The organism is Streptomyces sp. NPDC055140 (assembly GCF_053607285.1).
On the sequence record NZ_JBSGTG010000012.1, the window covers coordinates 118,718 to 144,166 of the forward strand.

Genomic DNA, 25,449 nt, shown 5'->3' on the forward strand with positions numbered 1-25,449 from the left:
GGCGACCGCCACCGCCGACGCCGGCGCGGGGCAGCCCGCCTCCACGATGGGGGCGACGATCGAGCTGGAGAACCTCACCAAGCGCTACCCGGGGTCCGCCGCCCCGGCCGTCGACAACGTCAGCCTGGAGATCAAGGCGGGCGAGACCGTCATCTTCGTAGGACCCTCGGGCGGCGGCAAGACCACCCTCCTCAAGATGATCAACCGGCTCATCGAGCCGACCAGCGGCCGTATCAAGATCGGTGGCGAGGACGTCACGGACATGGACCCGGTGAAGCTCCGCCGCAAGGTCGGCTACGCGATCCAGTCCTCGGGCCTCTTCCCGCACATGACGGTCGCCCAGAACATCGCCCTCGTGCCGAAGATGGTCGGCTGGCCCAAGTCGAAGATCAAGTCCCGCGTCGAGGAGATGCTGGACCTGGTCGGCCTCGATCCGGGCGAGTTCCGCGGCCGCTATCCACGCCAGCTCTCCGGAGGTCAGCAGCAACGCGTGGGTGTGGCACGGGCGTTGGCGGCCGACCCGCCCGTACTCCTGATGGACGAGCCGTTCGGCGCCGTCGACCCGATCACCCGCGACCACCTCCAGGACGAGCTGATCCGGCTCCAGCGCGAGCTGCACAAGACGATCGTGTTCGTCACCCACGACTTCGACGAGGCGATCAAGATCGGCGACCGCATCGTGGTCCTGCGCGAGCGCTCGCACATCGCCCAGTTCGACACCCCCGAGGCCATCCTCACCAACCCCGTCGACGACTTCGTGTCCGGCTTCGTCGGCGCGGGCGCCGCCCTCAAGCGCCTCAACCTCACCCGCGTACGGGACGTGGAGGTCACCGACTACCCGACGGTGCAGGTCGACGACCCCCTCCAGACCATCTTCGACAAGCTGCGCGACGCGGGCACCAACGAACTGCTCCTGCTCGACAAGAAGCGCCGCCCCTACAAGTGGCTGCGGCGCGGCGACCTGATGCGCGCCAAGGGGTCACTGGCCCGCGCGGGCACCCTCGTGCACGACACGGTGACCCGGGACGCCACCCTGCGCGACGCGCTCGAAGCGGTCCTGATCGACAACGCGGGACGCGTCGCGGTCACCGGGCGGCGCGGCGAGTACGAGGGCGTCGTCGACATGGAGACGCTGATGAACTCCGTGCACGAACTCCTGGACGCCGACCGGCTCGAGGCCGTGGAACACCAGCACGAGCTGGAGGAGCTGCGGGCCCAGCAGACCCACCAGGAGCAGGAAGGCGAGGGGGGACCGAAGGCGTGAACACCCCCAAGTCACCCGCGGACAAACGGCCCGAGGGCGAGCACGAGGTAAAGGGCGTCGCCTTCCGCGACGAAGGCGAGGCCGAGCAGGAGGCGCCGCCCCCGCCGCCGGCCCGCGAGAAGCGCCGGATCTCCTGGCAGAAGCTCACGTTCCTGCCGGCCGTGGTCGCGGCCGTGCTCCTCGCCACCTGGCTCTGGTTCCAGCAGGCCTCCCTGGACACGATCTCCGAGAACGCCATCGTGGGCGGTCAGGTGTGGAAGCTGCTCAAGCAGCACATCTACCTGACGGTGGTCTCCACGTTCTTCGTGCTGATCATCGCGATCCCCCTGGGCATCCTGCTGACCCGCAAGATGTTCCGCAAGGCGACCCCGGTCGCCCTCGCCTTCGCCAACATGGGCCAGGCCACCCCCGCGATCGGCCTGCTCGCCCTGCTGGTGATCTGGCTGGGCATCGGCCGTCGGTCGGCCCTGATCGGCATCATCATCTACGCGATCCTGCCCGTGCTCTCCAACACCATCGCGGGCCTGAAGGCGAACGACCCGACACTCCTCGAATCGGCGCGCGGCATCGGCATGTCACCGGTCGGCGTCCTCACCAAGGTCGAACTGCCGCTGGCCGTACCCCTGATCCTCGCGGGCGTGCGCACGGCACTCGTCCTGAACGTCGGCACGGCGACCCTCGCCACGTTCGGCGGCGGTGGCGGACTCGGCGTCCTCATCACCACCGGCATCACCACCCAGCGCATGCCCATCCTGGTGCTCGGCTCTGTCCTGACGGTCTCGCTGGCCCTGCTCGTGGACTGGCTGGCGTCACTGGTCGAACTCCTGTTGCGGCCCCGCGGGTTGGAGGTCCGGACATGAGGCGTACCTACCGCGCGGCGGCAGCAGCGGGCCTCACGGCGTCCTTGCTCGCAGGCTGCGGACTGACCAGCGGCAGCCCGATGGTCGACGACGTGAAGCCGGGCTCGGTCGGCCAGGGCGAACCGCTCAAGGGCGCCAACATCACCGTCACATCGAAGGAGTTCACCGAACAGCTGATCCTCGGCGCCATGATGGGCATCGCCTTCAAGGCGGCCGGCGCCGAGGTCCTCGACCGCACCGGCATCCAGGGCTCCATCGGCGCCCGCGAGGCCATCAAGAACGGTGACGCGGACGGGATGTACGAGTACACGGGCACGGCCTGGATCACTTACCTGGGCAACTCCCACCCCATCCCCGACCCACAGAAGCAGTGGCAGGCCGTCCACGACGCCGACCTCAAGAACGGCATCACCTGGCTGCCGCCGTCCGCGCTCAACAACACGTACGCGCTGGCCATGAACGAGGCCAACTTCAAGAAGTACGGCACGAAGACCCTCTCGGACGTGGCCGCGCTCGCCAAGAAGAACCCCAAGGCCGTAACGCTGTGCGTGGAGAGCGAGTTCGCCAACCGCGCGGACGGGCTGCCGGGCATGGAGAAGGCGTACGGCATGAACATCCCGACCGCGAACATCACGCAGATGGACACCGGGATCATCTACACGCAGGCCGCGAAGGGCACGTGCACGTTCGGCGAGGTCTTCACGACCGACGGCCGCATCAGGGCGATGAATCTCAGGGTGATGGCGGACGACAAGCACTTCTTCCCGAACTACAACGCGGCCCCGGCGATGAACACCAAGTCCCTGGAGAAGTATCCGGCGATGGCGAAGGTCATCGAGCCGATCACGAAGAAGCTCAACAACACGGTCGCGCAGGAGCTGAACGCGAAGGTCGACGTCGACGGCCAGGACCCGCACGACGTGGCGAAGGACTGGCTGGTGAAGGAGGGGTTCGTCACGGAGTGAGCCAGCCCTGGGTCTAACAGCCGGGGACCTTGCTCGCGTCGCCCTTGTCCAGGGCCGTCAGCGCGGAGACCGCGCCCCGCAGCGTCGTCACGGGGATCAGCCGCATGCCCTTGGGCAACTCGGCCTTGGCGTCGCCGCACTCCGCCCTCGGCACCAGGAACACCTTCGCTCCGTCCCGCCAGGCCGCCTGCGTCTTGAGCGAGACCCCGCCGACCGCGCCGACCTTCCCGCCGGGGGTGATGGTGCCCGTACCGGCGATGGAACGGCCGCCCGTGAGGTCGCCGCCGCTGCCGTTGCCGTCCAGCTTGTCGACGATGCCGAGGGAGAAGAAGAGCCCCGCGCTCGGCCCGCCGACGTCAGCGAGCTGCAGGTTCACGTGCACGTCCTTCGGGTCCTTGCCCAGATAGCCGAGCGCGGCCCCGGTCGCGGAGTCCTGCGACTTCTTCATCTCACCGAGGTTGTGCTGCTCGATCTCCTTGGTGGAGTCGCCCGCCGGGTATACGGAGTCGCGGGGCATGACCGCACGGTCCGTACGGAACCAGCTGTCGACGACATCGCCCAGACTCACCTCCGCGTCGGGCCCCGTAGCCACGATCGTCACCATGCGCAGCTTCCCCGAGGTGTCGCGGGTGGGCGCCCCGGAGATCTCGATGACGGGGTTCCCCTTCGAATCCCCGAGCACGTCGGTGGTCGGCCCGGGCTGCGCGATGGCGAACGGCAGCGGCGCAAACCCCGCCACGGCAAGCAGAGCCACCACAGGCAGAGCACAAACGGCAAGGGCCCTGGGCCGAGAAATCCGAGAGAGAAGCACGAGCCCAATCTAACGCGAGGAACAGGCGCGACCACTGTGGCGGGGGCACCCCACCGGTTACTCAAGGGGTGCGGGGAACTGCGCAACCAACCCACACGAACCCGCAGACGAAAACGGACCCCTCAAGGGGCGCGGGGAACTGCGCAGAACGCCCGCCACTGATACCCCGCACAAACACCAGCGCTGATGCCCCGCACAAATAACCGGTCAGGCAGCGCGCTAGCGCAACGCGTCGGCCACTTCCCGCGCCGCATCAAGAACCCGCGGCCCCACCCGCTCAGGCACAGAATCGGAAAGCATCACAACCCCCACACTCCCCTCGAGCCCGGTCACCCCCACCAACGGCGCCGCAGCGCCACAGGCACCGGCCTCGAGCTCCCCATGGGTCAGCGTGTAACCGGGCTCGGGCACAAGCCCCTGCCGCGCGGCGAGTATCGCCCGCCCCGCGGCCCCCCGGTCGAGCGGATGCCGGAACCCGGCCCGGTACGCGACGTGATAGTCCGTCCAGGTCGGCTCGACGACGGCCACGGCGAGCGCTTCCGAGCCGTCGACCAACGTCAGATGGGCGGTGGCCCCGATGTCCTCGGCAAGAGATCGCAGCGCCGGCAGCGCAGCCTCCCGTACCAGCGGATGCACCTGGCGGCCCAGGCGCAGCACGCCGAGCCCCACCCGCGCCCGGCCTCCGAGGTCGCGTCGGACCAGGGCGTGCTGTTCGAGCGTGGCGAGCAGGCGGTACACGACGGTGCGGTTCACGCCGAGCTTGTTGGACAGCTCGGTGACCGTCAGTCCGTGGTCGGTGTCGGCGAGCAGCTTGAGGACACGCAGTCCTCGGTCGAGCGTCTGGGAGGTCTCCGCGGTCACGACGCCCACTCCTTAGTGGTGAAGGCGGCGGCCCCCTCCGCGGCGGTTGCGACGCCGGTCCCGTGGGCGACGCGCGTCAGAGGCCGCCGGTCGGCAATCGACCCGGTTCGGATGGTCCCGGGCGGAGGCGCATGGCGCACCGGCTGCGCTCCGCGGCGGCTCTGCCACGGGGCGTGTGCGTTGCCGGGAATGTAGCGAGGTCGTCCCGCTCAGCGGAAGACTCCGTCCAGAATCCGGGCAGTAACTATCCTGACCTGTACCGATTGCCCCGTTACGGGGAGCGCGATCAACGGAGCGTGCACCACCTCTGCACGTAGCGCACACGATTCCCGGCGCGCCGGTCCGGCGCGGCGCGAGGGGATGTCACTTCATCCGGGTGGCCCACTCCTGGACCTTCGCGATGCGCTGCCGCAACTGCCCGGCCGTGGCCTCCGCGCTCGGCGGCCCCCCGCACACCCGACGCAGCTCGGTGTGGATGACGCCGTGCGGCTTGCCGCTCTGATGTACGTACGCCCCGACCATTGTGTTCAGCGACTTACGGAGTTCGAGGAGCTCCTTGTGCGAGACGACGGGCCGCCGCTCGGCCGGCATCTCAAGGAGATCCGCCTCGCTGTCGGGCTTCTTCTTGCTGTGCGCGATCTGCCGGGCCTGCCGCTTCTGGAGCAGCATCTGCACCTGGTCGGGTTCGAGGAGCCCGGGAATGCCGAGGTAGTCCTGCTCCTCCTCGCTCCCCGGGTGGGCCTGCATGCCGAACTCGGCGCCGTCGTAGAGGACCCGGTCGAACGTGGCCTCGGACTCGAGCGCCTCGAAGGAGAACTGCTCCTGCTCCCCCGTGTCCTCGTCCTCCTGCTTGTTCGCCTCGTCCATCTCCGCCTCGGACTCGGCGTAGGGGTCCTCCTCCCCGTCCTTCTTCGGCTTGTCGAGCACGTGGTCGCGCTCGACCTCCATCTCGTTGGCGAAGCCGAGGAGGTCGGGGACGGTGGGCAGGAAGACGGACGCGGTCTCGCCGCGCCGCCGTGAACGTACGAAACGGCCCACGGCCTGCGCGAAGAAGAGCGGGGTCGAGATCGTCGTCGCGTAGACGCCCACGGCGAGCCGGGGCACGTCGACGCCCTCGGACACCATGCGGACGGCGACCATCCAGCGGTCGTTGCTCGCCGAGAAGTCGTCGATCCGCTTCGACGCGCCGGTGTCGTCGGAGAGGACGGTGGTGGGCTTCGTGCCGGTGATCTCCCGGATCAGCTTGGCGTAGGCGCGGGCGGAGTCCTGGTCGGCGGCGATGACCAGACCGCCGGCGTCCGGGATGCCCTTGCGGACCTCGGTGAGCCGCTGGTCGGCGGCGCGCAGCACGCTCGGCATCCACTCGCCGCGCGCGTCGAGGGCCGTGCGCCAGGCCTGGCTGATGGCGTCCTTGGTCATGGGTTCGCCGAGCCGGGCGGCGATCTCGTCACCGGCCTTCGTGCGCCACCGCATGTTGCCGCTGTAGGAGAGGAAGATGACGGGCCGCACGACGCCGTCGCCGAGCGCGCTGCCGTAGCCGTACGTGTAGTCGGCGGAGGAGCGCCGGATGCCGTCCTTGCCCTCTTCGTACTGGACGAAGGGGATGGGGTTGGTGTCGGAGCGGAACGGCGTACCGGTGAGGGCGAGCCGGCGGGTGGCCGGCTCGAAGGCCTCCAGGCACGCCTCGCCCCACGACTTGCTGTCACCGGCGTGGTGGATCTCGTCGAGGATGACGAGGGTCTTGCGCTGCTCGCTGCGGTTGCGGTGCAGCATCGGCCGCACGCCCACACCCGCGTACGTGACGGCGACGCCCTGGTACTCCTTGTTGAGCGGCCCCGCGCTGTACTCCGGGTCCAGCTTGATCCCTATGCGCGCGGCGGCCTCGGCCCACTGCTTCTTCAGGTGCTCGGTCGGCGCGACCACGGTCACCTGCTGCACGACATGGTGGTGCAGCAGCCAGGACGCGAGGGTCAGCGCGAACGTCGTCTTGCCGGCGCCCGGGGTGGCGACGGCGAGAAAGTCGCGCGGCTGCTCCTGCAGGTACCTCTCCATGGCCCCTTGCTGCCAGGCACGCAGCTTGCCCGCGGTGCCCCAGGGGGCGCGGCCGGGGAAGGCGGGTGAGAGGTGGTGGGAGGAGGCGGAAGAGGCGGTGGCGGCGGTGGTAGTCACGGTCTCCGGTTTTGACGCAGGTACGGGCGCGGGCTGCGGAGTACTGACGCAGGCTTCTGACGCTGGGGGTACGCACTTTGACGCTGGAGGTACGTACGACAACCGGGCCACCCTACCGGTGGGGCGGTCGGGTCAGCGGGGGAACAGCACCGGGGCGCCGCGCGATGCGACCCGTTTCACAGTCCGTTTCACAGTCCGTCTCACGCAGCGCGTTCGGGTGCCGCACGGAGCGCGTCCGGGTTCCGTACGGGGCGCGTCCGGACGGGTGTCCGCCCGGCTTCAGGCGCCCGGTTTCAGGCCCCCGGCTTCAGTGGGCCGGAGGCCGGGGCGCCGACCTCACGCGCGTAGCCACCCAGGTCCCCACCAGGGCGACCGCCGCCATCGGCAGGAACACCGCGACGAAGGCGGCCGGATGGGATCCGCCGCCGCCCGAGGCCACCTCGTGGGCGGAGCCCACCGCACCGCCCCCGAGCGCGGCGAAGGCCGCCCCTCCGATGGCCAGCAGCACGACATTGGACAGTCCGTCCGAGATCTGGAGGGCGGCCGAGTTGGCCCCCGCCTCCTCGGGCGCCGACAGCTCCAGCAGCAGCACGCTCGTCGACGAGATGACCAGCCCCATCCCCAGGCACCCGAAGCCCCACGCCACGGCGACGATCCACACCGGTACGGCCTGGATCAGCACGCTCGGCGCCGTCGCGACGGCCGCCGTCACCAGCACCATCCCGCCCGCCATCAGCCGCTCCCGATACGGCTCGAAGCGCGGCCGCGACTGCAGGAACGACCCGAACGCCCAGGTGGCCCCGCCCACCGCGAGCGAGAGCCCGGCCATCATCGGCGAGAGCCCGCGCTGCGTGACCAGCATCAGCGGCACGAACGACTCGGCCGCGATGAAGGACCCGGCCGCGATACCCCGCAGCAACACCACCGACGGCAGCCCGCGCGCCGCCCGGTACGTCCCGCGGGGCAACAGCCCGAGCACGGCCGGCACGAGCAGGGCCACGCCCACCGCACCGGGCAGGAGCGAGATCCACCGCAGGTCCTGGGCGGCGTACTGGAGCAGTCCGGCCCCGAGCGAGATCCCTAGGGCGAGCCGGATGCGACGGCCGTCGGCGGCTCCGCGCGCCGCGCCCTCAGCGGGCCCCGACGCGCGCCGCCGGATCTGCGGCAGCGCGAGCGCCAGCGGGAACACGACGAGCACCGGGATCCCGATGAACACCCACCGCCACCCGAGATGCTCGGTCACGGCCCCCGACGCGAGCGGCCCGACCACGGACGGGACGACCCAGCTCGCCGCGAAAGCCGCCATGATCGCGGGCCGCAACCGCTCCGGGTAGGCGCGGCTGACGACGACGTACAACGCCACGATGACGAGCCCGCCCCCGAGCCCCTGCACGGCCCGCCCGGCGATGAACATCCACATCGACCCGGCGGTCCCGGCGAGCAGCAGCCCCACCGCGAACGCCGCGATCCCCGCGCCCAAGGGCCCGAGCGGACCGCGCCGGTCCGCCCACTGTCCCGAGAACACCATCCCGAACAGACTCGTCGTGAAGTATCCGGAGAACGCGAACGCGTACAGCGACACCCCGTCCAGCTCACGCGCGGCGACGGGCATCGCCGTCCCGACGGCGGTGGCCTCGAAGGCGATCAACAGGACGACGGAGACGATGCCGACGCTGAGGGCTCGATAGCCCCGCCCGAGCACTCCTTCACCGGTCCTGACGTCGGCAGCGCTATCGGCAGCGCTGTCAGCAGCGAGTTCGGCGGGGGTATCGGAGGCGATACCGCGGGCGACATCGGCGTCACCGGACGGTTCCAAGGCGGTCATGAGCTTCAGAGTAAGGGGCACGACACCACTTGACCCCTGTCGGTGGTCCCCGTTCCCCTGGTCCCTTGGTCGTACGACCATGAACGCCGTATGGCAGTCACATTGCGACCCACGCGCCCCTCTTGGCGCGGCGACCCAGGGGCCATACCGTCGAGACATCGAGTTCAACGGAACTTGTTCCGAACTCAGTTCGGCCGTGTGCCCGAGTGGTTTAGGGATTCGCCTGCAAAGCGAAGCACACCGGTTCGATTCCGGTCACGGCCTCGACCAGCACGCTCATGAAGGGGCGCCCCACTTCGGCGGGGCGCCCCTTCAGCGTTGAACCACAGCCTTAGGGGTGGCCCACGATTGGTGGGCCACCCCTAAGGCATTCCGGCGAGGCCCGGGCGACGGCCCGCCCGCCACACTGCGTCAGCCGATGCTCGGCACCCCATCGGGGAGGCGAGTCGCGCTGTCACAGCCCTCCACCCGCTGCCCCAGGGCTCGCGCGCTGTCCGCTGCCAGTGCCGCGACTCTCGCCATGGTGGGCCGATCCTTCAACTTCCCGCTCTCGCCGCCCAGACTGGCGGTTACCTGAAGCAGGCCGTCATGCCCGTTGACGCTGGGGCAGTCCACAAAGAGCTTGACGGCGCGGCCCTCCACATACCCCTTGGCCTTCCCGAGAGTGACGGGAAGATTCCCCGGCTTCTTGGCGTCCCGGTCAACATCTTCTTTCCTGTAACCGTCGGGCCAAAAGACCATGTAGTAGCCAATGTGAACCGACTTTCCGCCACCCGAGAGAACACATTTACCGGGCGCTGACAGCGCTCCGCGCAGCGAGAAGTCGAACGCGTACTCCTCGAAGGCTTTCCCTCGCTCCGGCAGCAGCGGCCGGAGCGAATCACCGGGCAGAGACCGCGAACACACGCGGTCGGGCACCGCAACGAGCGGGTCGTCGGACAGCCAGAACTTCCAGACGCCGAACCCAGCCAGGAGTGCCACGATCAACGCAACAGAAACAACAACACCCTTGCGCCAGCTTCTACGCCCCGGCTCTGAAGCAATGTCTTGCATGAGACCTTCCCTGCCGCCTACTGCTGGCCCTGACCGTAGCTGTCCTTCACCTTCTCGGACGCAGTGGTGGCCATGCTCTTTGCCTGAATATCGCTGACACCTGCCTCCGTGGCCGCCGTATATGTCGCGTCATAGACGGCGGATGCCGAGCCGGAACGCTGAGTCGCCAGGAATTTGTCCCGTTCCACCTGAGCCTCCCCACTCGAGTCGCGGGTGTAGTGCTCAACAACCGACTCGCGGATATCCCCGATCACCCACCCTGCGGCATCCCCGGCAACGGGGAACCGCGCGAGCCCGGTGTCGATGGCACGCCCAGCCCACTTGTCCGCGGTCACCACGCCCTTGTTGAACTCGGCGTCTTCGGCGATCTTTTGGTCGTACACCGCTTGCGTTCGAGAGTCGGCCATGATCCCAGCGATCTCTGCACCTGGAGACACCCGATTGTTCACCTCGAACATCAGTTGATCCCCCAACATATCTCGGTCATGGAAGGCGCCATTGATGAGTTCCGTGCTGACCGCCTGCTGGGAATTGATGATCGCACCGTACGCATCCGGGTCCTTGCCTACCTCCCCCAAGAAGCGCTTCAGGGTGCCGTCGTCTGCAAGGGCCTCGAGATTCGCATTGCTCCCATATGTCGCAATTTCACCTTCGCCGTTCAATCCATCCTGAACGTCGCGCATGTACTCCGCTGTGATGTTGCCGAAGCTGTCGCTCATGGGCGAATCATCGAGCTGTTCAGGGTTGGTCCCGAATTCCTGAACAATCCTGTTGACCAGTTCCGCGCTCTCCGCCGAGTGCTTGGGCGGCGTCGCATCAGATCCGTACGGCACCCCGATCGTCGCCGATTCCAGCGCATGCCCGAGCGCATCGTGCCCGATCGGCTTGCCGTCGTCGCCCAGCGGCCACTCGCGGGCGCCGTCGCCCTTGGCCACCAGGTAGTCCCAGTTGTCGAGCTTCTTCCCGTCAGCCGTCGTCGAGTCGTCGAAGAACTTCAGGGATGCCTCGGGGTTGTGGCCAAGCCCTTCCATGAAGCCGGCGACAGGGTCGTTCGGCTCGTCGGTCGGCGGGTAATTGAGGTTCGTGGAGTCCCGCCAGGCCACCTTGGGGTCGCCCGGGTACTCGCGCTCGTACTTGAGCATCGCGTTGCCGTAGTCGTGCATGAAGTCGCCGTCGAACTTCCCTTTGCCCATCAGGCTGCTCATGACCTGGAAGCCGTTCGGCCCCATGGGCAGGCCCTGGATCGGGAACGGCTTGTCACCGGCAGCGATGACCTCCCGCTTCCAGGTTTCCATGGCGGGACTGTCACTCTGGGTGGCGTTGGCGAGCGACATGCTGAGGTTGTCCTGCACGTCGGCGAGGATCTTCGCCCGGTCGCCGTCGACGGCCCCACCGGGCGGCGCGGCCAGGTCGCGCCAGAACTGCAACGTGCCATCCGCACCGAGCGTGGTCGCGAACGTCTCGGTGAACCCGGGATTGTCGCGCTGATTCTTGAGGGTTTCGTTGTAGCGCCGCAGATCCGCGTCGCTCCAATCCTTGACGTCCCCCTCCTTGATGCGCTTCGCCCAGTACTCGGCGTCCTCTTTGCCCTGCCGGGCGTCGGCTTCCTTGAGGCCCTGAGGGCCGTCGCCTGTGAAGTCGTACTTACTCTTGGCGAGTTTGCGCAGTGCGCGCGCCGCGATCCGATCGGTCTCGGATGCCTCCCACAGGATGCGAGTGATCCGGTGCTGCGCGACCTCGATCTCCTCGTCGGTGGCGTGGATGCCACCGACACCGGCCGCTCCGGAAGCCTCCTGCCGAACGACGCCACCCTTGGCGTCGACGTGGAGGTTCCGTTTGGCGAGGTCGCTCTCCGCCGTCCGCAGATCCGTCTTGTGCTGTTTGAACGCGGCGCCGGCGTCCTTCAGAATCCCGAGGACACTTGCCGCTTCCCCTGCCACGTCCTGGAACTCGACGGCCGTTTTGGTGACGAACTCCCGCGACACCGTCGCGTTGACACCCTTCCAATCCGCTTCGTTCGCCTTCGTCTCCAGGTCCTTGGCGCTCACTTCGCCGTGACCACCGGTGGAGAGAGTGTCCAGTCGTTTGGACATGGTCTCCCAGTCCGAAACCGCGGTGTCCAGCGTGCCGAGGCGCAGGTTGCTGAGTTCCTGCGCGGTCATCGTCTTCTCCGCCATGCCATGCCCCCGTGGACTCTCGCCGCGAAATGCCGCGCAGCGTCGGTCACTTTATGTAGTCGTTGATTCTCGACACCGTCATCAGGTGACCGGCCGCATCCTTCATTCCGGTCTGGATGTGGACCTCGTCCTTCGCGTGCTGGGCGCGCGTGAAGTCCAGGTGGTTCGAGATGTGGGCGCACGCCTCCTTCAATGTCTGCGTCTGCGTGTTCCACGCGTCGTGGAGCTCAAGCAGCGCCGAACCCATGTCGAGCCCGTCGTTGAAGAGGTCGACCGACGCCGTGAATGTGCTCGGTCTTGCGAAGTCACTGTCCACACGAAACTTCTCGCGCAGGTCGTACGCCATGTTTCCCAGCTTGCCCAACTGATCGTCATGGACGACAAGATCAGCGTCGGACGATCCGCCCCCACCGCCTTCGGCGGGAAGCTGGTTGAGCTGCATCTTCGCGGACTGCCGGTCCGCAGATTGAGCCTTGAGTTGTTCCCACTCGTCCCATGCCATGGGCTGAGCCCTTCCCCGTACGTTGGTCGATCCAAGGAACGCCTTCGCTTCATGCACGTTAGCAACCCGTATGGGGCTGAAGTGAACAGGATGAAGATGGGTGCAACTTGCTCACACGCGCGAGCCGGATTGCGGGCCACGCGAGCCGCGAAATGCCCTACTAAATGCGGGCTTTACGGCCATCGAATTCCGTTGCCGGCGTTGCATTTGCGCAGCTTCATCCACCGCCCGACTGGCAAGCCGTCCCTCGCAAGGTGACCGCGCCCACCATCGCCTCGCCGCCCCGTCAAGCCGCACGGACAGCGTCACCCGAGACGGACGGCCCTCCACCCCTCCCACTACTGGCCTGCGGCATTGATCACCCGCACGTGGGGTGACCAGTGCGTCCGGTCCTCGTTGCCCAGAATCCCGCCTCGACTCAAGGGAGTTGGGTTGCGCGGGGATGTGAGTACACACACGGGGAGGACATCAGCATCATGGTCATCGGACCTGCCCAGGGGCAGCAGAACCTCGCTTCGTCGCCCGCGCGGAAGCGCGCCGCGGCACGGGAGATCGAGAACCACATCGAGCCCGACACGCGCCGCTCGGGCGAGTGGGCGGACGAGGACACGGGCGCCGCCGTCCGGGCGTTCGACGCGAAGGACGGGCACGGCTGGGTCACGTCGTCATCCCTGAAGAAGGCGCACAAGGCCTGGGGGGATCAGGTGAAGTCCCTTATGAACAGGCTGAGTTCGGAGAAGGTCTCACTGCGCGCCACCACCGCGCTCCTCCAGGGCACGGACTTCGGCGTAGGGGCGCAGGTCCGGACGACGTCATCGCTCGACCGTTACTGACCGCCGTACGGCCCAACCCCGACCGACGCACGAGGACCGACCCATGCCCACGTACCACGAGATCATGACCACTGACCTCGCCACGCTCACCACCGCGGCCGATCGCTGGGACGGGATGGCGAAGGAATTCGGAAAGCGGGAGACGGACTACAAGCGGGACGTGCACGGCATCACGCCCGGCCCGCCGTCCCCCTCGACCTGGACCGGTCTGAGCGCCGACGCGGCCGGCAAGCGCTTCGACGTCACGCTCCACGAATTCCAGAGCGCCCAGACGGAAGCTACAGCGATCGCCTCGCTTCTCCGGGACGCTCACGCGCAGTTCACCACGTTGCGCGGCCATCTCAAATCCGAACGCCAGGAAGCCGTCGAGGCCGGCATAAAGGTCTCGGACCGGGGAGTGGTGGCGTACGACGAGGAGCGCGCGGCGGCGAGCGAGTCGGGCTCCGCGATGCACGACCCCGCAAGCCGGGCCGAAATTCACCGGGCGATCGAATCCTGGCAGGCGCGTATCGACAAGGCAGTGCGTGCGGTGGGGGACGCCGACACGGGCGTCGAGATCGCGCTCGGCGCCGCCGTCTTCGATTCCAACCTCACCGACGGTACGGGAAACGGCTTCAACGCCCGCGCCAAGGGCGACATCGAACAATACGAGGCGGACGTGGCAAAGGAATCCGCCCGCAAACTCGCCACCGGCGAACGGCTCACGCCTCACCAACTCGCCGAACTCCAACGCTCGTTCCGCGACAACAGCCGCGATCCGGGATTCAGCCGCACCGTCCTGGACAGCCTGGGCCCGAGCGGCACGATCCGCCTGACCAACAACCTCGGCGACCTCGCCCACGTGACCGACCCCCGGCACGCGGCCGACTACAGCTCCATCGAAACCGGCCTCGCCAACTCCCTCGCGACGGCCACCAGGAACCCCCACTCCAAGTGGTACAAGAACTGGCGGACGGAAATGCGGAAGGCGGGAGTCGCGCGCTACGAGACCGATTTCCAGGAAACCAGGCTGGACAAGGTCCACGGGTACCAGTCGCTGGTCACGCTCATGCAGCACGGTGACGGGTACGGAAGCGACTTCCTCGAGGACCTCGGCGACGACATGATCAAGGCGGAGAAGAAGAACCCGGAAATCTGGGACCTCAAGGGCGAATACAGCGGAAAACGGAACGGCTGGTTCGCCAACGACCCGGTCGACGGCGTGCTCGGAATCATGAGCCACGAGCCGGCCACGGCGGCGCATTACCTCAATGACGACGACCGCATGAAGTACCTGACGCACGACCGCGACTGGAAGAACACGCTGCACACGGACGAGGCGGCAAAGGCGACGGTCTACACCCCGTCGCTGGACAAGGACACCCACGCAGGCTTCGCGGCGGCACTCCAGGCGGGGGCAACGGGCCTGGACCCATCGGACCCGAACGCGAAGTACGTCGACCACTCCACCGACAACAACAAGGTATTCAAGTCCTCCCTGAAGTACCTGGCAGAGGAAGGCGACAAGTTCCCACCGTCACTCCGGGAGCCCATGGCAAAGATTCTGGTGAATCACGGGGATACGGTGCATGCGGCGGCCGGCGCAATCGACATGAATGAGGCACCGCTGGAGCAGGACCAGCTCTACGAGGTCGTGAAACAGGTATCCAAGGACCAGGATTCGTATGCGGCGCTCAACAGTGGGGTAAACCACTTCATGGTCGCGGACATTCACGACCCAAACCAGAAGCACCCAGAGGATTCGCTTACTCACGCCGGACGGACAGCGGGTTTTCTCGAGCAGGCGCGCGCCAACGCCGCGGGAGATCCCAAAGTGGCGGAATTCGAGCACAAGTGGGTCGTCGATCAAGCTATCGGCTACCTCCCCGTGGCCGGTGACGAGGTTCAATCAGGAGTGGATTACGTGACCGAGCGATGGCTCGCCGACGAGCAGAAGAAGCTCGATGACAAGGCAGCCGAAGAAAACGTCGCCGACTACACCAAGCGGAACAGGCAACTCATGGCCCTCGCAAATGAGTGGCAAAAGGTCCACGGGCCCCACGGTGGATCCGCCATCGCGGCACAGGAGGCTATCGATGAAGCCGCATATGCCGGCTTCGAACGGGGCCGGGGTGCTTCTGGGGAGAAGGAAAAATGATCAACCGAACGCCGATCGGACTGCTGACACTTGCTGTGCTCTCAGGTCTTGCACTGCCCGCTTGCAGCCCTCAGAATCCCGAAATCCCCGAATCCATCTGCGGCACGCGTGTGGACCAGAACCTCACCGAACCACTGCTGAGGGCTACCGGCAAAGTCAGCGAATGGCACACCGCAGGCTGGGGCGATAGAGAGACCAACTGGTGCATTGTTCGAGTCGGGAAAAAAGAATCTCTGCGCTTAAAATTTGCGTGGCACTCGGACACCGTGGACCCGATGAAGTCGGCCTCTCCCAACGAAAACGTCACGGGCCTGCAGGATCCGGTCCAGATGCAACTGGCGGACAACGCCGCACTCGGCGATGACGGCGCGATCGCAACCACTCGCTGCCAGACGAAGCCGAACAATCACTTCACGCTGGCCCTCAAACTGAACCACCGAGACGGTGTGCCACGCCTCAGAAGGGACATCGAGCAATTCATGCGCGCCTACATGCCCGCCACCATGAAAGCCGTGGGCTGCACTCACCCCTGACGAGCGAGCGCACGCGACGCGTCACCCCCCAGCCGTAAGAATCACGCCCCCACCCACCACAATCACCGCAAACGCAACAAACACCGCCACGAAGAGCATCAGCTTCCCGGCGGAGGGTCCTGGCTCGTAAGAGCGCGGCTCAGGGCCGTCCGCCGGTTCCTGGCGACCAGAAGTCTCACCTGTCGTCACCACTGCCGTCCTCTCCGAGCTCACCGCGACGTTCGCGTTCCCAACGTACGGCCCCGCCGGAACCCACACTCAGTCGCCCTGGCCAAATGCGGTAAAAAACGGACCACGTCGACAACGACCCTGGACCCGACGGGTCGTACAGGGCCCCGTGTCGGATACGGGGCCCCACCGACCGCTCCTGCCACCCCCGTGACGCGGCAGTGCCGCCTCACGATAGGCCTGGACCATTGCAACTCCACCAAGCGGCCGCCGGATGACCACGGGCCTTACGCAAACGGAATGAGAGCCGCCAAGTCACGGATGAGGGCCGCCCAGCTACGGGGGAAGCCGGACGGCCCTCGTACTCAACAGTAAGTACACAGGAGCGGACGCGGGCCCTCAGATGGCCGACGTTTGCTCGATCTGCACGCCCGGCGCGCGACCGTCACACACACGTCTGCGCTGGTCATCGCCATGAACGAGTCGTGCGAGCGGCGCCGCGAGGGCACGCTGATTCGGCCGGAGTCGATCGCTCCCTCGACACCGCATCTACTTACGCACAACGGAAGGATCTACTTGCGCACAACGGAAGGGGCGGCGCCGGAATCCTCCGGTGCCGCCCCTTCCGGCTGTCTGTCTACGTGTTCAGGAGCCCGACATGACGTCTCCGAACATGGGGTCGTCCCCCGATTTCCCGATGCCCACGGACGACGCACCGAAGCTCACCGAGCCGGTGGCCGTGACGCCTCCGGTGGAGCCGCGCAGGACCCATACGGCGCCGTCGTCGCTGTTCTCGCCGCCCGCGCCCACCGACAGATCGGCGCGGCCGTCCTTGTTGTGGTCGGCAAGGTGGATGGCGTCGCCGAACAAGTCCGAAGACTCGTTGGCGCCCGGTACACCCGAGGTGCCCTGGTTGAAGGACTGGGCGCCGGTCCCCGTCAGGCCAGAGGCACTACCGCGCAACACCCAGACGTTGCCTGTCTGGGCCGCGGAGCCGATGGTCTCGAAGTTCGCGCCGACGGCGAGATCCGGGTAGCCGTCACCGTTGACGTCGCCCGCGGCAAGTGCGCCACCGAAGGAGTCGTTCGACTCGTCCGTTCCCGGCACACCCGTCGTGTCCTGGCTGAGGACGGCGCTGCGGCTGGTGTCGACGCCCGCCGCACCGCCGTAGAACACGGTGACGTAGCCGCCCTTCGCCTTCTGGTCCAGGATGTCGACGAAGTCGGTGCCGACGACGAGGTCGTCGTGCCCGTCGCGGTCGAAGTCGGCCACGGTGAGCGCGCCCGCGTACCCCTCGCCCACCTCGGTCTGCAGCGTGGGTCCGGACGAGGCGCCCCGGTAGACGAAGTTGCCCGCGGCGGACCCCACCACCACGTCGTCCGTCCTGTCGTTGTCAAAGTCCCCGGCGGCCAGCTGGACGGCACCGTCGGGGTACGCGCCGGCCTCGATCTGCGCGTCGAAGCGCAGCTTCCCGGCCGCGCCGCCGGACTTGGTGAAGCCGCCCTTGAAGATCCACACGTCCTTGCCGGTGGAACCGACCGCCAGATCGGCCTTCCCGTCACCGGTGAAGTCGCCGACCGCGAGGGACTGGCCGAACCGGTCGTGGCCCGACGCGTTCGGGTCGCTGATCGTCGTGCCGCCCGACAGGCCGGACGAGCCGCCCCACAGGATCGTGACCGAACCGCCGTCGACGTCGCCGCTGACGTCCTCCCGCGGTGTGCCCACGACCAGATCGCCGTAGCCGTCGTTGTTGAGGTCGCCGTGCGCGAGTTCGGTGCCGAAGCGGTCCGAGGTCTCCGAGGCGCCCGGCACGCCGGAGGAACTCTGCGATGTGGTCTTGTGGCGCGCGGCGCTGATACCGCTCGACGAGCCGTAGTTGACGACCACGGCGCCCGCCTTCGCCTTCCCGCCCGCGACAGCACCCGGGGCGCCGGTCGCCAGATCGCGGTAGCCGTCACCGTTGAAGTCGTCGGCGAGGCCCGACGCGGCGGCACTCGCGCCGCCGGGCAGGGTGATGAGAAGGCCACCGGCCAGGGCAGCCGCGACGGCGGTGGCGCCCAGGACGACGGGACGCCGGGATCGCTTGTGCTGGGACCGGGACATGGGTTCCTCTCCTCCAGGCCATACGTGCGGCTCGGAGATGACCTCTGGTGAGCCTGAAGGGTTGTACGGGACAGGCGAGGTTTTGGTGCCAACGACGTGGCGCACGGGGACGATCGGGGCACTTCCGGGGCATGAAGTGAGCCGTGCGGCTCCGGTGTTGTCGTGACGCCATGCCTGGGCCGCACGGCCTTGTCCGAGCGCGTCTTCCCTGGCCTCGCCCCGAGGCGCCTTGGGAAACCAGCCGCAGGGCCGGCCGACTCCTGGTCGGCCGCGGAGGAGGGCCGGCTGCGTGAACGTCGAGGTCACGACCGTCGGCGCGCGCCAGGGGCCGACCCGGGACATGACCGCGTGGGGAGCCCGCGCGGCCGAAACATGATCACCCACCAGCCAGCCCGTCAGGCCGGCCCGCCCCGACCTCAATCGCGCACCACGCCGCCACCCGAGCGCCCGCCGGCCCCCTCCCCACAGAACACCCCGTCCAACGCCGCCCGATAAGCCGCCTCGGCGCTCGCAACAACGAGCCGCTCATCAATGTCCGCCCGCATGATGAGCAACCGGTAGTAGAAGGGCGCGCCCAGCGCCGCGATGACTTCGTACGCATCCGTGTCCGGAGGAACCTCCCCCCGATCGACGGCGCGACGCACCAACTGCGTCACGACCTCCGTGCGCGCGACGAAAGCGCCGCGGACAAGATCCGCGATGTGCGGGTCGTACGCGGCGGCCGCCACCATCGCCTCGACGAGGTTGCGACTGCGCGGCTGGGCGTGGAACCCGGCGATGGCCTCGGCCAGCTCGTACAGGTCCTGACGGAACTCACCGGAGTCCGGCGTGGCGATCGTCTTGCTGTGCTGGGCCATCAGATCGACGACGACGCCCTCGACGCTGCGCCAGCGGCGCCTGATCGTCGAGACATGCACACCCGAACGGGCCGCGAGCTTGTCAAGGGTGAGCCCGCTGAAACCGGTCTCTTCAAGCTCGTGCAGCGCGGCCGCGAGGACGGCCGCGCGGGTGCGGGCCGTCCGTCCGCCGGGGCGGGCGGAGCCGTGCTGTGGTCGCTCAGTCATCGACGCCAATGTAGACGCCGCGACACCAAGGCAAACGCCGAGCCGCCGGGCAGGCCGCAGCCGGACGCCAACCGGGCACGGATCCGGTGGGCACCAGATCTTCACGTGCGGTCAGGACGATTCCTGCCGGTTTCGCTTTGCGCGCCCGACCGGCTTGCGGATAGCGTGGCCACACCCTAATGCGTGGCAAGGAGCATTAGCGCGTCGCGCATGGGCGTACGGGGGACGTGAGCCCGGGTCGAACCGGCTCACACAACGGGGGATAACGGGGGATATCGTCACTGCTGCCGCGCCGGCCAACGTCGCGCGGCAGTGGTGGCGCCACGCCGCATCTGGACGCCCCACCCAACCGTGGCTGCCGATCCAGCGCCACGGAGGATGCCGACGGCGCCGGCGCAGCAGGCATTGACGGACGCCTGGGATAGCCGCACCCACCGTGCTCCCCGAACCGGCGCCCCTCGATGCGCTGTTGCGTCCTGCCCACCAGCATCAAAGGACCTGTGACCACCAGGCGGCACAAGCGCTTCAGACGGTGGCGGGAACTTGGGACGATCCGAACAAGGGCTCCCCGCGCCTCCGACTCTCACTTCTAGTGGAGTCTTATCCCCTTACTCCCTATGGGTAGTCGGGAAGTTTTTTGGGGAATGTCAAGGCCTTCTGGCACTTGCCAACCTTGTAGGCATGCTTTGTGAGCTGGTATGCGAAGTCTGTTAGGCCCTGCCGGAGCGCCGCCCCGTTGGCTCGGCTCTCCCCAACTACCCTTACCTCGGCTATCAAGGCATAGGACTGCCTCGCATTGGATGCCTTGACGCCGGATGGGACGCAAGGCACATACACAGACGCGATTCGGGTTTTCGAGAGCGCCCGCACTTCATTGGCAGCGACATGCAACGCCTTGCCTTCTTCTGAGCCACCGTAGCCCTGGTAGAAGTCGCTCCAGCTCTTCGCAGAGGCGTCCTGGACCTTAACCTCCCCGGAAACGACCTCGTCGCCAGTTGTGTCCACGCGGCAACCGAAGAGGAAGTTCTCGCCAGTTCCCGTCATGCCGCCATCTTCACTCGCCGAACGGGCGTCGGGCAGTACGTGGGCCGCAGTCTCCCGATCGACAGCTCCATCGCACACCTTTTCCGGAAGCCGGTCTAGCCCCTTGGTGAAAATTTGCTGGTACCCGAACAGGCCGCCAATTATCAGCCCACAGACAATCACCGCGCCGATCCCGAAATCTCTCAGACTCTTTCTCACGACGAATAAATTCCTGACCTTATTTATGCGGTAGGGCGCTTCTCTGAATCTTCCATGATCCTGTCGCTTTCGCTCCAGCCATGGTTGACCGCGTTCCGAACGAGATCGCTAGTGCTATCTTTCGGCAAGTCCACGTGGTGTCGCTTCAGCGCATCTTCAACCGACCATTGAGTCTGCTGATTAACGGAGTCCTGCGTCCTGTTGAGTTCCTGACCCGTTCGGTAAAGGGCTTCATCTGTGGCTGTATCCAATTCTCGACCGTCAAAGATGCGGTCGACAGCCATGCCGGAAACTCCGCCGAAGAAGCCACCCGCCACAGCTCCCGCCAGCGCGCCCGGAATGGTTTCAGGGACCAGCGCCACCGCCCCGACTCCAACGCCTGTCGACAGGACGGTCTTAAAGAACTCCCCCTGCCGCTTCGTGGCCTCGTTCTCAGCCTTCTCCACTTCTTGGGCACTGCCGATGTCCACATCCGCCACGGAATGACCGACGATTCCCTCGATGATTCCCGCATTCTGGCCGATATCAGTGATGACCTGATTTCGAGTCCCGTCAAACAACGACGGATCGGCCATGTGCGCGTCCAGAAGGCTTCCCGTGTAAATGGTCTCGCCGTATCGAATAGCGGCCCTACCATTAGCGTCGTGAGCCACCTCTGTCAGGAAACGCGTCACATCCGTCCGCTCCAAACCAGTGGGATCCGCACTCGTCGAGAGGAAGACGTTCTCAGCACTTGGGCCACCCAGCGCCCTGCTGATTTCTGGCATGTACGACGCCGCCATGTGTCCGAAACTCTCCCCGATTGCCTCGTCAACGAGGCTCCCACCCCCTGGATCGGAACCAATGAGGCCCCCAGCCCCGGGATCAGCAACCGCGTGCATGATGTTCCTCATGATTGCGACCTGCGTCTTACTGTGCGGAAGGGCAGCATGCGCCTCATCCCCTGCGGCAACTCCGGTCACTCCAGCCTCCAGGGCGTGCCCTAGCGACGCCCCTCGGTCTGTGTACTTGCTGGTGCCCAGCATGTGATTGAGATCCGACTTGGACTCGAACGCATTGACTGCCGCCTCGGGGTTATGAGAGAGGGCACCGAACAGGCCATTCAGGGGATCCCGGCCGTCCTCTTTACCGAAGACGAGATCCACGTTTTGGTTCCCGGTCGCCCAGAGGTCCTTGGTGTTCGACTGACCAGCCCCCATGTCGGCCTTGAATAGCTTGGCACGGTATTCATCCAGGAATTCAGTGTCGAACTGCCCTTGCTGCATCAAGCTACTCATCACTTGAGCACCCAGAGCCCCAACCGGACTCCTATTCGGATCCGTGGGGTCGACCAACAATCTAGTATTGCTCTCCTTGACGATGTTCTTCTTCCACTCCTGCATGCCAGCCGAGTCCGAGAAAGATGCAGTAGCCAGAGTCATGCTCATATTCTTCTGCAGACTCTTCATCTGGTCTAGATTTACACCTCTAGCTCCCGCGAATTTATCCGATACGTCGGTCCAGAACTGAAGCGTTCCCTTGGCCCCGAGACGAGTCGCGAAGCGTTCCGAGAACAGAGGATCGTCGTGGTACTTCTTCAAGTACCCGTTAAACTCGGCGACGTCGTCGAGCGACATGCCCTCCGGATGCTTTGCCATCTTGGCCATCTTCTCGGCGTCCTTGAGCGCCTGCGCGGCATGATCCCTGTCGGGATAACTGGCATCAGAGAAGCCGTATTTGACCGCATCTACGATTGCCTTGAGGACATCCTTCGCCGACTTGTCGGACTGGGTGGCATCGCCGAGGATGCCAGCGATCTCGTCCCTGAAGTCGTTCACGTCCTGATGGCTATGGTGAGGCACATCTGTGCCCATGGCAGCGCGGTCGGGGTGGATGTTCATCTCAACACGGAAGGTGCCGCTGCCTGTATCTATCACCGTGAGGTTCTTGTTCACTCCGCGATGAATAGCATCATTGAGCTGCTCAGAGTAGCGCTTCAATTCGTCGAGAGTATCCTTGAGAATCTTCGCGATAGTGTCTGCTTGCGTGTGGGCATCCGCGAACTCCGCTGCCGTCTTCGCAATGAACTCGCGAGTCACTCCAGCATTTACGCCGGCCCAACGAGCCTTGATGGCCTTCTTCTTGAGGTCCTGCTCGGCGTCCCCCTTGAGGTCCTTGAGCTTTTTGACCATCTCCTCCCAATCGGTGACGGCCTCGCCGAACTTAGAAAAGTTAGCGAATCGAAGAGCGTCAAGATCCATCAGTGCTTCGCCCTGTCGTCGAATCCCTTGCCCAACTGGGAGATACTGCTGATCGTGCCCCCGATGTACACCTCATCCTTGGCGTGCGCGCCCTTGGTGTAGTCGAGATGATTAGAGATGTGGGCGCAAGCATCGAGAAGAGATTGCACCTGGTCCACCCAGCGTTCGGCCACGTGATCGAGACCCTCGCCAACCTCGAAGCCTTCCGACTTCAGGCCTCCGGCGGCAGCCATAGATGCGGTGCGGGCGTGATCGCCGTAGTGATCGAGCCCTCCGTACAAGCGATACGCCGCGTCCCCGACTGCGGCCAGATCGGTCTGGTTCACGCGCAGGTCGCCCTGCTCGTTATCACCTCCACCGCCGCCCGGGGCCGCCAACTGATTCAACTGCATCCCCGTAGCGCGTTTCTCGGCCGCTTGGGCCTTCAGTTCTTCCCACTCTTTCCACGCCATGCGAGACCCCTCCCCCGTGAGTACCACATTGGTACAAGCGCATTTCCTATGAACCTGGCCATGCACTCTGCTTGTTTGCAAGAGCTATCAATATTTCAGCCTGGATGGAACCGAGTCGTTCGACATTCAAGCGCTATTCGGCATAGGACAGTTACTCCATCGCCTGCCTGCCAGACACTGTGTGGCTTACCTGGTCCTTGCGCTCGCTGTACGGCGATTGGGATCCGTAGTTCGGGGCCACATGCGGCTGATTCGTATGTCGCTGTCTCGTACCGCGGTGGGGACTGGGACAACAGCATCCGGCGCGAGCCCGAAAGGACCCTCGCCTCCGCCGTACGCACCCGGTGCGTACGGTCAGGTCGGCATATCCGTTACATGTCCGTCGTAGTCGGTGTATGGCCTCCCGACAGCCTGGACTGGTCGGGGAGCCATTACTCGGACCTAGTGGTGTCCGCGTGAGCCGCGCCAGCCGAGGCCCAACCAACAGCGAGCCCTCGAAACCCGAATTGGCTACGGCGTGGCATCTACGACGAGAGCTGGCGGTGGCCATGCACTACCTCTCGCTGTTCTATGGTCGGCGGCCGACCGCAATTCGAGGCGCTCCAAGGGGCTAGATGTCTCTCGCACCGCGGGACTTCAGCCGTGCGTGCCCGGACCCCGCCCATGCTGCCCGCCGTACGGCGAGTTCGGGTCGTGGCTCACGGGGTGCGTCTGCGGAGCTCCGAAGGGCTGGTACTGCTGCGGCTGGCCAGGTGCGGGGGCCGTCGGGTCAGCTTGGGGGTACGAGGGTGGCTGCTGCTGAGCAGCCCTGCGCTTGCGACTTCGAGTAACGCCGACGGCAAAGGCCGCGGCGATCACCACTGCGGCACCCACACCGATACCGATCCACAGGGGCGTGCTGCTGTCATCGCCCTTGGACGCGGCAGCCGGCGCCGTGTCCTCCCCGGCCTTGGAGCCCGAGCCCTTGGAGGGGGCGTTGGACGGCGACTTGGCCGCCACTGGGTAGTCCGGGAGCGGGTACTTGTTGGCCGGTCCCGGGTCGCCTGGGGTCTTCAGGGCGATGCGGGGGCGGACGATGCCGTAGCCGATGGCATCGTTGCGCTTAGCGCCATCCGTGGGGCCGCCGATCGTGTTGAGCATGACCCGGAGCACCTGGTTGTTCGTCCAGTCGGGGTGCTTGGCCCAAATAAGAGCCGCGCTGGCCGAGGCGATGGCGGTGGCGTCACTGGTTCCGTCCGTCTTGCACAGGCCGGTCTTCCCTCCACATGCATGGAGCATGTCTTCACCGGGCGCGGACATGTCGACCTGAGCTCCGTGTGTCGACCACGCCGCCCGGCGGAGATCCTTCCCGATGGCCCCGACGCCGACTACGCCCGGTGTGGCTGCGGGAAAGCTGAGGGAATTGCCTTTGTCACCGTCATTTCCAGTACCAGCAAAGATCAACACACCTTTCTTCAAGGCGAAGTCGACGGCCTTGGTGATCTTTGAGAAATCCCCCGGCTCCCCCGCAACCCCTTGAGAGATGTTGACGACCCGTGCTCCGTGATCCGCAGCGTAGCGAATCGCCGTCGCTACGGAGTCTTCGAATTTGGCCTCGGACTCCCACTTGTTCGCGGACTTCGTCACGTCGGGCAGTCGGATCGGCATGATCTTCGTGCCCGGAGCAAGGCCAAAGGAGCCTTGTCCGCCGCCGTACGCCCCGGTTCCAGCAATGAGACCTGCCATGCCTGTCCCGTGACCGTTCCGGTCGGTGGTCTCGTCGCCGGCTTCATCGGGAGCCAGGTCCTCACCCTGCACGATGCGGCCCTGCAAATCCGGGTTCGACGGATCAACACCCGTGTCGACGACAGCGACGGTAACGCCCTTGCCTGTGCTGGTCTTCCACATGCTCTCGGCCTGCATGGCGTCGAGGAACCACTGCTGGGATCGCGTCGAGTCAGCGTGTGCGGAAGTAGTTGCCGTGCCCACCAACAACAAACCGAGAGCGGACGCTGCCGCCGCACCGCGGCGTCGGTGACGAGTGCTGGTGGTGGGCATGCGCTACCTCTCGTTATTCCTGGTCACGTCGCCGACGACCGGCGGCACGTTGCGACCGGCATCAGGCTGCCACGTCGACTCGTCCTCCGTCAGATAATCAGGGCGAGCTTCGCTTTGGTCATCACGGCGTGAGCCGGGCCGGGCATTGTGAGG

The 25,449-nt window shown here is 66.2% G+C and carries 19 protein-coding genes and 1 tRNA gene; 7 read left to right on the top strand and 13 right to left on the bottom strand.

Translation table 11 applies throughout. The annotated features are described in order from the left end of the window. Positions 1–46: 46 nt before the first annotated feature. Genes ACWFR4_RS23370 through ACWFR4_RS23380 form a run of 3 tightly spaced genes read left to right on the top strand, consistent with a single transcriptional unit; the run spans position 47 to position 3,089 of the window. Entirely contained in the window at positions 47–1,264 is a 1,218-nt protein-coding gene (locus ACWFR4_RS23370) for a betaine/proline/choline family ABC transporter ATP-binding protein (protein WP_453464038.1), read from the top strand. Further along, complete coding sequence (locus ACWFR4_RS23375; RefSeq protein ID WP_453464009.1) at positions 1,261–2,124, top strand: ABC transporter permease; 864 nt, start codon at positions 1,261–1,263, stop codon at positions 2,122–2,124. Before ACWFR4_RS23370 ends, ACWFR4_RS23375 begins: the two co-directional genes overlap by 4 nt. Continuing rightward, positions 2,121–3,089, top strand: a complete 969-nt coding sequence (locus tag ACWFR4_RS23380; RefSeq protein WP_453654299.1) for a glycine betaine ABC transporter substrate-binding protein — start codon at positions 2,121–2,123, stop codon at positions 3,087–3,089. The genes ACWFR4_RS23375 and ACWFR4_RS23380 overlap by 4 nt, the downstream gene beginning before the upstream one ends. Before the next feature lie 13 nt (positions 3,090–3,102). Here the strand turns inward: ACWFR4_RS23380 and ACWFR4_RS23385 are convergent, their stop codons facing one another. The 4 genes from ACWFR4_RS23385 to ACWFR4_RS23400 form a co-directional block, all read right to left on the bottom strand. After that, on the bottom strand, positions 3,103–3,900 hold the full coding sequence (locus ACWFR4_RS23385) for a S16 family serine protease (RefSeq protein WP_453464003.1): 798 nt from the start codon (positions 3,898–3,900) through the stop codon (positions 3,103–3,105). A gap of 219 nt (positions 3,901–4,119) precedes the next feature. Next, positions 4,120–4,761: an IclR family transcriptional regulator gene (locus tag ACWFR4_RS23390; RefSeq protein ID WP_266671017.1), complete on the bottom strand. Its 642-nt coding sequence runs from the start codon at positions 4,759–4,761 to the stop codon at positions 4,120–4,122. 363 nt (positions 4,762–5,124) lie between these two features. Then, positions 5,125–6,930, bottom strand: coding sequence for a DEAD/DEAH box helicase (locus ACWFR4_RS23395; protein ID WP_453464000.1), 1,806 nt, complete (start codon positions 6,928–6,930; stop codon positions 5,125–5,127). A gap of 307 nt (positions 6,931–7,237) precedes the next feature. After that, positions 7,238–8,755, bottom strand: coding sequence for an MFS transporter (locus ACWFR4_RS23400; RefSeq protein ID WP_453463997.1), 1,518 nt, complete (start codon positions 8,753–8,755; stop codon positions 7,238–7,240). Positions 8,756–8,947: 192 nt separating this feature from the next. Between ACWFR4_RS23400 and ACWFR4_RS23405 the strand changes: the two genes are divergently transcribed. Beyond that, positions 8,948–9,019, top strand: a tRNA-Cys gene (locus ACWFR4_RS23405). 147 nt (positions 9,020–9,166) lie between these two features. Here the strand turns inward: ACWFR4_RS23405 and ACWFR4_RS23410 are convergent. Genes ACWFR4_RS23410 through ACWFR4_RS23420 form a run of 3 tightly spaced genes read right to left on the bottom strand, consistent with a single transcriptional unit; the run spans position 9,167 to position 12,487 of the window. Then, positions 9,167–9,808: a hypothetical protein gene (locus tag ACWFR4_RS23410; RefSeq protein WP_453463994.1), complete on the bottom strand. Its 642-nt coding sequence runs from the start codon at positions 9,806–9,808 to the stop codon at positions 9,167–9,169. A 17-nt stretch (positions 9,809–9,825) separates the two neighbouring features. After that, a complete protein-coding gene (locus ACWFR4_RS23415; protein WP_453654301.1) occupies positions 9,826–11,985 on the bottom strand; it encodes a hypothetical protein in 2,160 nt (719 codons plus the stop codon). Positions 11,986–12,031: 46 nt separating this feature from the next. After that, on the bottom strand, positions 12,032–12,487 hold the full coding sequence (locus ACWFR4_RS23420) for a hypothetical protein (protein ID WP_453464035.1): 456 nt from the start codon (positions 12,485–12,487) through the stop codon (positions 12,032–12,034). 476 nt (positions 12,488–12,963) lie between these two features. On the opposite strand from ACWFR4_RS23420, the gene ACWFR4_RS23425 reads away from it, so the two are divergent. The 3 genes from ACWFR4_RS23425 to ACWFR4_RS23435 all read left to right on the top strand — a co-directional run bounded on the left by ACWFR4_RS23425 (position 12,964) and on the right by ACWFR4_RS23435 (position 15,990). Next, positions 12,964–13,320 carry a hypothetical protein gene (locus ACWFR4_RS23425; RefSeq protein ID WP_453463989.1) on the top strand — a complete coding sequence of 119 codons (357 nt, stop codon included), beginning with the start codon at positions 12,964–12,966 and terminating at the stop codon, positions 13,318–13,320. Between the two features lie 64 nt (positions 13,321–13,384). Further along, entirely contained in the window at positions 13,385–15,457 is a 2,073-nt protein-coding gene (locus ACWFR4_RS23430; protein ID WP_453654303.1) for a hypothetical protein, read from the top strand. Then, the gene (locus ACWFR4_RS23435; protein WP_453654305.1) at positions 15,454–15,990 is read left to right on the top strand and encodes a hypothetical protein; all 537 of its coding nucleotides are present in this window, start codon (positions 15,454–15,456) and stop codon (positions 15,988–15,990) included. The genes ACWFR4_RS23430 and ACWFR4_RS23435 overlap by 4 nt, the downstream gene beginning before the upstream one ends. 813 nt (positions 15,991–16,803) lie before the next feature. Here the strand turns inward: ACWFR4_RS23435 and ACWFR4_RS23440 are convergent. From ACWFR4_RS23440 to mycP, 6 genes are all read right to left on the bottom strand, one after another. Further along, positions 16,804–18,261: an FG-GAP-like repeat-containing protein gene (locus tag ACWFR4_RS23440; protein WP_453654307.1), complete on the bottom strand. Its 1,458-nt coding sequence runs from the start codon at positions 18,259–18,261 to the stop codon at positions 16,804–16,806. A 416-nt stretch (positions 18,262–18,677) separates the two neighbouring features. Continuing rightward, the gene (locus tag ACWFR4_RS23445) at positions 18,678–19,325 is read right to left on the bottom strand and encodes a TetR/AcrR family transcriptional regulator C-terminal ligand-binding domain-containing protein (RefSeq protein WP_453464778.1); all 648 of its coding nucleotides are present in this window, start codon (positions 19,323–19,325) and stop codon (positions 18,678–18,680) included. A gap of 615 nt (positions 19,326–19,940) precedes the next feature. After that, entirely contained in the window at positions 19,941–20,567 is a 627-nt protein-coding gene (locus ACWFR4_RS23450) for a hypothetical protein (RefSeq protein ID WP_453654309.1), read from the bottom strand. 23 nt (positions 20,568–20,590) lie between these two features. Then, a complete protein-coding gene (locus ACWFR4_RS23455; protein ID WP_453654311.1) occupies positions 20,591–22,807 on the bottom strand; it encodes a hypothetical protein in 2,217 nt (738 codons plus the stop codon). Next, positions 22,807–23,259 (bottom strand): hypothetical protein, encoded by a 453-nt coding sequence (locus ACWFR4_RS23460; RefSeq protein WP_453464786.1) that lies wholly within the window; start codon positions 23,257–23,259, stop codon positions 22,807–22,809. Before ACWFR4_RS23460 ends, ACWFR4_RS23455 begins: the two co-directional genes overlap by 1 nt. Positions 23,260–23,895: 636 nt before the next feature. After that, positions 23,896–25,296, bottom strand: a complete 1,401-nt coding sequence (gene mycP, locus ACWFR4_RS23465) for a type VII secretion-associated serine protease mycosin (RefSeq protein WP_453464789.1) — start codon at positions 25,294–25,296, stop codon at positions 23,896–23,898. Positions 25,297–25,449 lie beyond the last annotated feature (153 nt).

Excerpts from the sequence above, each read along its gene's own strand:
- ACWFR4_RS23400 (WP_453463997.1), bottom strand. The coding sequence starts at position 8,755 with ATGACCGCCTTGGAACCGTCCGGTGACGCCGATGTCGCCCGCGGTATC.
- ACWFR4_RS23460 (WP_453464786.1), bottom strand. The coding sequence starts at position 23,259 with ATGGCGTGGAAAGAGTGGGAAGAACTGAAGGCCCAAGCGGCCGAGAAA.
- ACWFR4_RS23445 (WP_453464778.1), bottom strand. The coding sequence starts at position 19,325 with ATGACTGAGCGACCACAGCACGGCTCCGCCCGCCCCGGCGGACGGACG.
- ACWFR4_RS23430 (WP_453654303.1), top strand. The coding sequence starts at position 13,385 with ATGACCACTGACCTCGCCACGCTCACCACCGCGGCCGATCGCTGGGAC.
- ACWFR4_RS23380 (WP_453654299.1), top strand. The coding sequence starts at position 2,121 with ATGAGGCGTACCTACCGCGCGGCGGCAGCAGCGGGCCTCACGGCGTCC.
- ACWFR4_RS23370 (WP_453464038.1), top strand. The coding sequence starts at position 47 with ATGGGGGCGACGATCGAGCTGGAGAACCTCACCAAGCGCTACCCGGGG.
- ACWFR4_RS23435 (WP_453654305.1), top strand. The coding sequence starts at position 15,454 with ATGATCAACCGAACGCCGATCGGACTGCTGACACTTGCTGTGCTCTCA.
- mycP (WP_453464789.1), bottom strand. The coding sequence starts at position 25,296 with ATGCCCACCACCAGCACTCGTCACCGACGCCGCGGTGCGGCGGCAGCG.
- ACWFR4_RS23410 (WP_453463994.1), bottom strand. The coding sequence starts at position 9,808 with ATGCAAGACATTGCTTCAGAGCCGGGGCGTAGAAGCTGGCGCAAGGGT.
- ACWFR4_RS23415 (WP_453654301.1), bottom strand. The coding sequence starts at position 11,985 with ATGGCGGAGAAGACGATGACCGCGCAGGAACTCAGCAACCTGCGCCTC.
- ACWFR4_RS23440 (WP_453654307.1), bottom strand. The coding sequence starts at position 18,261 with ATGTCCCGGTCCCAGCACAAGCGATCCCGGCGTCCCGTCGTCCTGGGC.
- ACWFR4_RS23425 (WP_453463989.1), top strand. The coding sequence starts at position 12,964 with ATGGTCATCGGACCTGCCCAGGGGCAGCAGAACCTCGCTTCGTCGCCC.
- ACWFR4_RS23455 (WP_453654311.1), bottom strand. The coding sequence starts at position 22,807 with ATGGATCTTGACGCTCTTCGATTCGCTAACTTTTCTAAGTTCGGCGAG.
- ACWFR4_RS23420 (WP_453464035.1), bottom strand. The coding sequence starts at position 12,487 with ATGGCATGGGACGAGTGGGAACAACTCAAGGCTCAATCTGCGGACCGG.